Raw genomic sequence first — 9,383 nt, 5'->3', positions numbered from 1 at the left:
AATTTAAGCATCCCACTTTTTAATGCACGTTTAAGTGGAGATGACACATTTCGTTTACAGACCTTCGTCAATTTTATTCTCGATGGATCGACGTCCCTCTGACGCAGAGACAAATCTCTGACATAGTAATTCTATGTTCAAAACAGTTGTTTTCATCGTCGTTTCGACATTTTTGAGTGTGTCTGTGGCTAACTCTCGTGCAGAACTTCCAGCCATCCCTCCCATCACTCAAAAGATGGACCTTAAGAAAGAATTGCAAGAGACCGACGCCACCGTGGCTTCGCGACCTGTGAGCGCGGCTTCCGTAGCGGTTCAGGCGCCGTCGCCCGAAGTGCAATTAGAGATGAAAAACGAATTGGCAAATTCGGCCACCTCTCCCATTTTTGATATTCCGATCACCTATAACGAGCGTGTGCAGTTTTGGATTCGTCACTTTCAAACGGCGGGACGCAAAGATTTTAAACGATGGCTTGAGCGCTCCTCTCGTTACGTCCCCTACATGCAGCGAGAGTTATCCAGAGCCGGCCTCCCTAAAGATATCATTTATACCGCAATGATCGAGAGCGGATTCTCCCCCGGCGCACAAAGCCCAGCCGCCGCCGTCGGCATTTGGCAATTTATAAAACCCACCGCCGAGCGCTACGGTTTAAAAGTCAATTGGTGGCTCGATGAGCGCAGAAACTTTGTCCGCAGCACCGAGGCGGCCATTAAGTATAAAAAAGATTTGTTTAATATGTTCGGCTCTTGGTATCTCGTGGCCGCAAGTTACAACTGCGGTGAGCAGCGGATCGTAAATCTGATTAAAAAACACAACACTAATAACTTTTGGGACTTTACTCAGTTGGCAGTTCTTCCTCGGGAAACCATGGACTATGTTCCCAAAATTATCGCCGCCACCCTTATTGCTAAAGCTCCTGGACTCTACGGGTTTCGCGGAATCGATTATCAAGTGCCTTTTGAATTCGAAATGGCGAGAGTTCCTGGCGGAACCGACCTTTACAATCTCGCCACGTTTTTGGGCGTGAGTCCGAACTACCTCAAGGAACTCAACCCCGATTTAATTCATGGCTTTATCCCGCCCACCGTGCCCAGCCACACGATCAAGATCCCCAAAGGATCGCAAAAGCTCGTGAGCCAGTACAGTCAGTCGATTGGCACGAGTAAACGCCTTTAATTAAAAAGCGCCACCGAAAAATCAAGTGACGCTCATTGGACTACCCACAAGCCGCTGTGAAGGTAAATGACTCCGCAGGAATTGAAATGTCTCCGGCATTGACCGACTGGCATTCTTTACGAATTTTTTCTAACATCTTCTGTTTTTTATCGGCATCTTCGCAATCTAATTGATAAGTAATGGTCTCACTCCACTTGCCATTTTCAAATTTAGGAATGCTAAGTTCATAGTAAAAGATAATATCGGAAGTTTTGTTGTCGGAATACGTTTTGTAAGAAATTTTGCAAAACTGCTCCGGGGCCGCGAGGGCTGATGTCGAAAGTAAAAGCGCTAATAGCGTCGTTAACATTTTCATAAGTTCTCCTTTGTTGTGGTCGCTCGTATAGCACTGACGCGAAGAAACACCGGAAGGCTTTCCGACGCACTGAAAATATTTCTCTAGCGAGGGGGGAATAATTTGATAAGATTACCCAACTATTTAAGGAGTACCTATGAAAATTCGGTTTCTAATGCTGCCTCTTCTTTTATTCACTTTATCCGCCCAAGCGAGTGACGTGAAGTCGTGGGCTTGGGGTGTTGGCTTTGGAGCTAAGTCTGCTGTTGAATCTAATTTTAGTTTCGACGTTAAAACTCCATGGTTATGGGGTGAAGATGTGCTGGGATCTTTAGTCCTCAATGTGAATAGTCAAAGGACCACTTTCCAGCAAGCAGTCACTAATAACGAATACAATGTGCTCCCTGTGCGCCTCCTCGTTGAACTGCGCCGACCACTCTACAAGGAAGTGATCTCCGGTTACACCCGTATCGGGGCCGGCTACAACTTCACGGATAAAACAATTCACTCCGATGGAGGTTGGTCCACAATTCCTGTGCAGTTTGGAGCTGATGTCATCATTGGCGAAAATGAGGGTGAGACGATCTCGAGCTTTTTTATCCAAACGGGATTTGATTTCGCGTTTGATGTCAATCGTGACGAGCCTGCAGACGATCTCAATGGCGTTGAGATCACTTTAGGTGTTCGCCGTTTTTACTAGAGCCGAAGGGTTATTTTACCCCAGATAGGCTATTAGCCTCTCGCTTTTAGCCTCTACATGCTTTTTATTCTTGTACTCCTGGAATAGATCTTGAAATATTGCGACAGTATGAAGGATCTTCTCACTCTCAAATCTCATGGCTTAGTTGGACCGGAGGATGCATTTCATGTGGATGCTTGGTCCAAAGCCGACATCAATTTGGTGACTCATGCTCACGGTGATCACGCAAGATTGGGGAGTCGTGAGTACTGGTGCACCCACGAAAGTGTTCCCATTTTAAAGCATCGGCTCGGTCCCGATGCAAAACTCCGATCATTTGCCTATGGTGAGCGGGTTAAGCTCAATGACACTTGGATTTCGTTCCATCCCGCAGGGCATATCTTGGGGTCCGCTCAGGTGCGTATCGAAGACGCTCACAATCCCTCAAATGTTTGGGTGATGACCGGCGATTATAAACGTGACGATGATCCCACCTGCGCCGATTTTGAAGTGGTTCCTTGCAAAGCTCTCATCACCGAGGCGACCTTCGCTCTCCCCATTTATAATTGGGCTCCAATTGAATTTACGATGCGCGAGGTTTACGAATGGTGGCAATGGAATAAAAGTGAAGGAAATACCGCGGTTTTATTTTGCTATTCATTGGGCAAAGCTCAGCGCATTTTGGCAGAACTCCATCGATGGACGGACGAAGAGGTTCTTCTCCACGGCGCCGTGGTCACACTGACGGAAATCTATCGAAATGCGGGAGTCAAAATGCTTCCCACCATACCCGTCACTGATTTCGAAGGAGATTTGAGCGGCAAACTTGTCTTAGCCCCGCCATCAGCTCATCGCAGTGTTTGGATGAAGCGGTTTAAATCCGTCTCCACAGGCTTTGCCTCAGGTTGGATGGCTGTGCGTGGAGTACGACGCGGCCGTTCTTACGAGAAAGGATTTGTTCTTTCGGATCACGCCGATTGGAAGAGTCTCTTGCTGACGGTGGAGCAATCCAAAGCCGAACGTGTCCTCGTCACTCACGGCAGTAGCGAAATCCTCGCTCGTTACCTGCGAGAAACAAAAGGAATTCATGCTCAACCCTTGAAGACTCAATACGGACAAGAGGATGAGACATGAAGGCCTTCGCGGAACTCTTTCAGCGCATCGATCAAACCAACTCCACCAATGAAAAAGTGCATCTGATGGAAAGATTTTTTTCGGAACAATCGGCCGACAACGCGGCGTGGGCTCTTTACCTTTTAACCGGAAGAAGACCTAAGAAGCACATCAGCTCCCGAAAGCTTCGAATCTGGCTCAACGAAGTTATCGATCTTCCGGAATGGCTTTTAGAAGATTGCTATTCTGCTGTCGGCGACACGGCAGAAATGGTGTCTTTGATTATGGGAGACTTTTCCAAGGACTCAAACTCCGCTCATCCCCTTAGGGAGCTATCGCTGTCCCATTGGATGACGGAATTCATCATGCCGTTGATCAAATTGGATGAAAACACTCAACGGGAGACCGTCGTTCAATGGTGGCGCGAGCTTCAGCCTCACGAAATTTTTATTGTAAATAAATTCATGACAGGAGCGCTACGCGTCGGTGTTTCGGAGACGCTGGTGTACCGAGCGCTAGAAAATATTTTTAAACTTCCACGTTCGGTGATCGCCTCGCGTTTATTGGGAGACTGGAAACCCAGTGAAGAATTTTTTAAAAACTTATCGTTACCTCCGGACCCAAATGCTGAAAATGATGAGTCCCGTGAGGTGCTGCCTAAACCTTTTTGCTTGGCAGCACCCCTGGAGGTTCACCCGAGAGAGCTGGGTGCCGTCTCCGATTGGATCGCCGAGTGGAAGTGGGATGGTATTCGTTCACAAATTGTGAAATTCGGCGACCGTGTTGAAATATGGTCTAGAGGCGAAGAGCGTATCACTCACGCGTTCCCCGATCTCGCCGATATCTTTTCTCAAATGCAGGGAGACTGGATCCTTGACGGCGAAATCGTGGCCGGTCCTTGGCATACCCCCGCTCTCTTTCAAGAATTACAAAAACGCCTCAACCGCAAAAAACCACCGTCGCAGTTTCTCAAAGACAACCCGGTGTCTTTCATCATTTACGATTTTTTAATAGAGGACAAACGAGATCTTACGTCTCTATCACTTCACGAGCGACTTGGTTTACTTGAGCATAAAATAACTCATTGGCCCAAGTCCGATCGCTATGGAATTTCTAATAAGTTAAACGCCAGCGGTTGGGAGGATTTGGAAGTTCAGCGAAGCGAAGCTCGATTGAGAGGAGCCGAAGGCTTGATGTTAAAACATAAAGACTCGATTTACGAAACCGGTCGGAAGCGAGGAGTGTGGTTTAAATGGAAGCTCGATCCTCTGACGGTGGATGCGGTATTAACCTCAGCCCAACCCGGCACGGGTCGACGCGCCTCGCTCTATACGGATTATACCTTTTCCATTTGGAAGGGAGATCAACTTGTCCCTATTGCCAAAGCTTACTCTGGCCTCACGGATGCAGAGATTCGCGAACTCGATCAGTGGATTCGTAAAAACACGGTGGAGCGCTTTGGTCCCGTGCGCGCGCTCAAAAACGAAAAAGTGTACGAGATCGGATTTGAGGGACTCGCCAAAAGCTCACGTCACAAATCGGGATTTGCCGTGCGCTTCCCGCGAATATTGCGTGAGCGCACCGACAAAAAGCCTGACGCCGCCGACCGCGTGGAAGACATGGAAAAGCTTCTCGAAGTTCTTCAAGAAAGAGGCGTGTGATGATTCCTCAGTCTCGCGTCTCTCGACAAATTAAAAAAATTATTCGGGATCAAAATGACGCCAAAGTGACATCGTCGAACAAAAGTCGCCGGCAAATCTATAAATCCATCGCCCACGAAGCCGCCTCTAGCCAATGGTCCCAGTGGTTTCATCGTCAAGGTTGGACGGCCTTTCCGTTCCAAGAACAGGCTTGGGCGGCGTTCTCCCGCAACAAATCTATTTTAATTGCAGTTCCTACGGGAAGCGGAAAAACTTACGCGGCGTTGGGCGGACCGCTCCTTCACCTGATGAGCACGCCGCTTCCTCAAAACACCTACAAGATCATTTATCTCACTCCCCTGAAAGCGCTCGCTCGCGATATTGCTCATGCAATCGATGTCGCACTTAAAGGTCTAAATCTTCCATTTCAGGTGGCGGTTCGCACGGGAGACTCTTCCACCTCGGAGCGAAAAGAACAGAGCAAAAATATTCCCGAAATATTAGTGACCACTCCAGAGTCGTTAGCGATCCTTCTCACTGGTTCAGAGACTTCGCAGAAATTTCGCGATGTGTTTTCGGTGATCGTCGACGAATGGCACGAACTCGTGGGCACCAAGCGCGGCAGTCTCCTCGAACTCACATTAGCTTCCTTAAAATTCCATGCTCCCCAATTGCGAGTCACCGCGCTCTCCGCCACACTAGGTAATCTTAAAGAGGCGGCTCAGGTCATCACCGGGGACACCGATCCTAAGATCATCACGGATGCCAACTCGCGCACAGTGAATATTGACGTCTTAGTCCCTCGCGAAATGGGACCTGCTCCCTGGTTCGGTTACGCCGGCTTGCTTTTAATAGACGAAGTTTTAGGGGCCATAGATCCGAAAAACTCACAAATTCTATTTACAAATACACGAGGGCAGGCCGAAGCCTGGCATCGAGAGATTCTGAGCAAAAGACCTGAGTGGAGAGAAAAACTCGCTCTCCATCACGGCTCTCTTGCGCTCGAGGAACGAGCCGCCGTCGAAGCCGGTGTGAAGTCGGGCCAGTTGAAAGTGATCGTGGCCACTTCGTCGTTGGAACTCGGCGTGGACTTTCCGCAAGTCAAAAAAATATTTCAGATCGGCGCCGTAAAATCATTGGCTCGTGCGGTTCAAAGGGCCGGTCGTGGTCATCACCAACCGGGTAAGGCCTCGGAGCTTATCGTTTGTCCGACGTCGTTGTTCGAAATTATCGAAGCTCACGCTTTAAAGAAAGCGAAAGCAGAAAATCTTTTTGAGTCCAAACACATCTTGCAGAAACCGATAGATGTCTTTGTCCAGTTCTTGTTAAACAATGCTTTTAATCAGGGATTCTCGGTGGCTGAGGTTCGCCAGATTTTAGATTCCACAGTCTCATTTAAAGATATCACCGACGAAGAAATACAGTGGGCTCTTCAATTCCTGACCCGAGGTGGAAAATCCCTTGTGGCTTATCCTCAATTTAAAAAATTGATGGAGGTTCAAGGGCGTTATGTATTTACGGATGCAAAGAGTGCGCGCACTCACCGAATGAACATTGGAACAATAGTCTCGGACGATGGAATTCGCGTGCGCTTTGCCACAGGAAAAACTTTAGGAACCATTGGCGAGTCTTTCGTTTCGCGATTACAAAAGGGCGATGTTTTTCAGTTTGGTGGAAAAGATCTGGAGTTTATTCAATTGCGCGACACCACATTGTTGGTGCGACTTGCTAAAAAGAAATCCAACGTGAGCACCATTTGGACCGGAAGTGTATTGCCGATCAGCTCACTGCTCTCTCAATATCTGCGTGAAAGCGTCGATCAACTGGCGAGGGCCGAGTCTCCGCAGAGCCTTTCTGCACCGGAGCTGAAGAGGTTCTGGCCTGTAGCTCTTCAGCAAAAAAATATCTCGCACATTCCTCGAAGTGATGAAAATTTAGTGGAGCTTTTAAAATCGAGAGAGGGCTACCATCTTTTTATGTATCCTTGGGCCGGACGACTGGTTCATGAGGGCCTCGGTCACTTGATGGCCTATCGAATGGCACGCGTCTCACCCAATACTATATCTGTCGCCGCTAACGATTACGGCTTTGAGCTCTTGGCCTTGGAACCGCTTCCGAGTATTGAGGTGCTCCAAGGCCTACTTTCATCCTCCGAAAACCTGATGGAAGATATCGAAGCCTCACTCAACTACCACGAGCTCTCAAAAAGAGCGTTTCGAGAAGTTGCACGCGTTTCGGGCCTTGTTCAAAGTTCCGTCGGCGGGCGACAAAAGACTCAGCGCAATTTACAGATGAGTTCGTCGCTCCTTTATGATGTTTTCGAAAAGTACGAGCCCGATCATTTATTGCTCAAACAGGCTCGTCGCGAAGTTCAATCCCAGCAGCTCCACCTTCCGCGTCTTCTCGAGGAAATGAACGGATTTAGGGAGAGCAAGATCGTGGTGAAATCACTGACGCGACTTTCGCCGTTTTCATTTCCACTTTTTATCGAGAGAATTCGTTCGAGAGTCTCCACAGAAACTTTAGAGCATAGAATCGCGCGATTTCAGCGCCAGATCGTGGAGGGATAAATGCAAGACTTCACCGTCCGCGGAGAGACGTTCACTTTGCATCCCGCCAAACTCCTCATTTGGCGCTCTCAGAATCTCTTGGTCGTGGCCGATTTACATCTGGGTAAAGCGCAAACATTTTTGCAAAGTGGACTTTGGCTTCCGCCCCAGGCCCACAAGCAAGATCTCTCTCAGCTATTACCAATCATAAAATATTACGGAATCGAACATGTCCTATTCCTCGGAGACTTCATTCATACGGACCAAGGAGTGACAAAGGAAGTGATCAATGAATTTGTCGAATGGAAACAGAATTTTAAAGGACGAGTCTCCATTGTGATCGGTAACCATGATCAGGATCTCGTAAAAAAGTGGCCTGAGGCTTGGAACTTTGTCGAGCTTAAAGAGGAATTCTCCCACGGTGATTTTGTTTTTCGTCACGAGCCCGTGAAGGAACCAGGTCTATTTGTTTGGTGCGGTCATATCCACCCAAAGATCACTCTTCAGCGCGCATCAGAGCGATTGTATCTTCCCGCTTTCGTGATGACAGAAGACTTAGGATATCTTCCCGCCTACTCCAGCCTGGCGGGCGGCCAGAGTTTTCGTATCGACAAATCCCATCGCTACTTTGCGATCACCGACTCGCGAGTCACAGAGATTGATTTTTAAGAATTTCGGCCACGTCTGCAGGGATCTCTACAGATTTGCGCGTCGAGTGGCTCACAAACACATGCACGGTTTGCGTTTTAGCGCAGAGAGCACCCTCTTTGAGAAATAACGTTTCTAAGCTGAAAGAGGAGAGGCCAACGGCCTTCACTTCAATTTCTACGTCGTACTCTTCAAAGGGCAAAAGAGGTCGGAGGTATTCGGCCTCCACTTTTTTAAGAGGTACTCCCCAATCCTTGTTATTGAACCACTTGTGCTTAGACATGACTCGCTGATCGATAAAGTCTTCGTAGGCATCATGGAAGAAGTTAAAAACCTCGTTAAAGTAAGATATCCCGACAAGATCAGTATGTCGAAATCGCACGGTGATTTTTGATTTGTAGCTCATATCTGATAAATACCTTCATCCTGCAAGCGAAGCTATCGATACACTCACCAACGCATCGAGTAAAAATTGCACCTCTCCTTAGAAATCGCGAGCGACGTTTGTTATTCACAGAGGCGTTTGATATATCATTCGGCAAGCGATGGATCTAAAAATTTACTCTGAATCTGACTTCCCAACTTACTTGCCAAAGCTCAGCGCGCTTTACGATGATCTATTTGCGGGTGGTAAAGGATTTCGCGCAAAACTCACGCAGACGGTGGCCGAGGCCATCGGCGCACCCGAAAAAACAATTCAACTTTTGTGTCAGACGATCGAGTTTATTCACAACTCGTCTTTACTCCATGACGATTTGATTGATCACTCGCCCCTTCGACGCGGGAAAACTTCCGCTTGGCTTAAATATACTCCGGAGTACGCGGTGCTGGCCGGAGATTACTTGCTCGCTCGCGTGATGGTGAACTTGTCAAAGTTCGGAAACATCGAGTTAGTTCAGCTGACAGCCCAGTCGATCTCGGATCTTCTCGAAGGAGAATGGCTTCAAGATTCGATCGTCAAGAATCCGATGATGATGCCTCAGGAGATCGATCGCGTTCATAATCTCAAAACCTCGTCGCTGTTTAAATGGTGTCTCAAAGCGCCCTACGTTGCCACAGGAAAAACCGACTCTTCTGTGATGAATCAGCTCGACGAAGCGGGAAACATTTTAGGACTGTTACTTCAGCGCAGCGACGATCTTTTAGATTTTGATATTCGTAACTTCGAAAAGAAAGCGGTGATGGGCGACCTTAAGGCGGGATATCTGAATTCCTTCGCGGCTTTCTTATTTGCCGACCTCAACGA

Annotated in this window: 9 protein-coding genes; 7 read left to right on the top strand and 2 right to left on the bottom strand. The window is 48.0% G+C overall.

From position 1 onward, the window contains the following. Positions 1–133 precede the first annotated feature (133 nt). Entirely contained in the window at positions 134–1,174 is a 1,041-nt protein-coding gene (locus tag K2Q26_13490) for a lytic transglycosylase domain-containing protein (GenBank protein ID MBY0316531.1), read from the top strand. Positions 1,175–1,214: 40 nt separating this feature from the next. On the opposite strand, the gene K2Q26_13485 is transcribed toward K2Q26_13490, so the two are convergent. Continuing rightward, positions 1,215–1,529 carry a hypothetical protein gene (locus K2Q26_13485; GenBank protein MBY0316530.1) on the bottom strand — a complete coding sequence of 105 codons (315 nt, stop codon included), beginning with the start codon at positions 1,527–1,529 and terminating at the stop codon, positions 1,215–1,217. A gap of 136 nt (positions 1,530–1,665) precedes the next feature. On the opposite strand from K2Q26_13485, the gene K2Q26_13480 reads away from it, so the two are divergent. From K2Q26_13480 to pdeM, 5 genes are all read left to right on the top strand, one after another. Next, complete coding sequence (locus K2Q26_13480; protein MBY0316529.1) at positions 1,666–2,208, top strand: hypothetical protein; 543 nt, start codon at positions 1,666–1,668, stop codon at positions 2,206–2,208. A gap of 108 nt (positions 2,209–2,316) precedes the next feature. Beyond that, entirely contained in the window at positions 2,317–3,321 is a 1,005-nt protein-coding gene (locus tag K2Q26_13475; GenBank protein MBY0316528.1) for a ligase-associated DNA damage response exonuclease, read from the top strand. Continuing rightward, a complete protein-coding gene (locus tag K2Q26_13470; GenBank protein ID MBY0316527.1) occupies positions 3,318–4,961 on the top strand; it encodes an ATP-dependent DNA ligase in 1,644 nt (547 codons plus the stop codon). Before K2Q26_13475 ends, K2Q26_13470 begins: the two co-directional genes overlap by 4 nt. Beyond that, positions 4,961–7,510 (top strand): ligase-associated DNA damage response DEXH box helicase, encoded by a 2,550-nt coding sequence (locus K2Q26_13465; GenBank protein MBY0316526.1) that lies wholly within the window; start codon positions 4,961–4,963, stop codon positions 7,508–7,510. Before K2Q26_13470 ends, K2Q26_13465 begins: the two co-directional genes overlap by 1 nt. Further along, positions 7,511–8,158 carry a ligase-associated DNA damage response endonuclease PdeM gene (gene pdeM / locus K2Q26_13460; protein MBY0316525.1) on the top strand — a complete coding sequence of 216 codons (648 nt, stop codon included), beginning with the start codon at positions 7,511–7,513 and terminating at the stop codon, positions 8,156–8,158. Here pdeM and K2Q26_13455 read toward each other — a convergent pair. Then, the gene (locus tag K2Q26_13455; GenBank protein ID MBY0316524.1) at positions 8,139–8,543 is read right to left on the bottom strand and encodes an acyl-CoA thioesterase; all 405 of its coding nucleotides are present in this window, start codon (positions 8,541–8,543) and stop codon (positions 8,139–8,141) included. The two genes, pdeM and K2Q26_13455, sit on opposite strands and share 20 nt — an antisense overlap. A gap of 124 nt (positions 8,544–8,667) precedes the next feature. Here K2Q26_13455 and K2Q26_13450 point away from each other — a divergent pair. After that, positions 8,668–9,383: polyprenyl synthetase family protein (locus K2Q26_13450; protein ID MBY0316523.1), on the top strand; the 716-nt coding region annotated here is incomplete at its 3' end.

Source organism: Bdellovibrionales bacterium (assembly GCA_019750295.1).
Classification (GTDB): Bacteria; Bdellovibrionota; Bdellovibrionia; order Bdellovibrionales; family JAGQZY01; genus JAIEOS01.
This window is presented reverse-complemented; position numbering and strand designations above follow the sequence as displayed.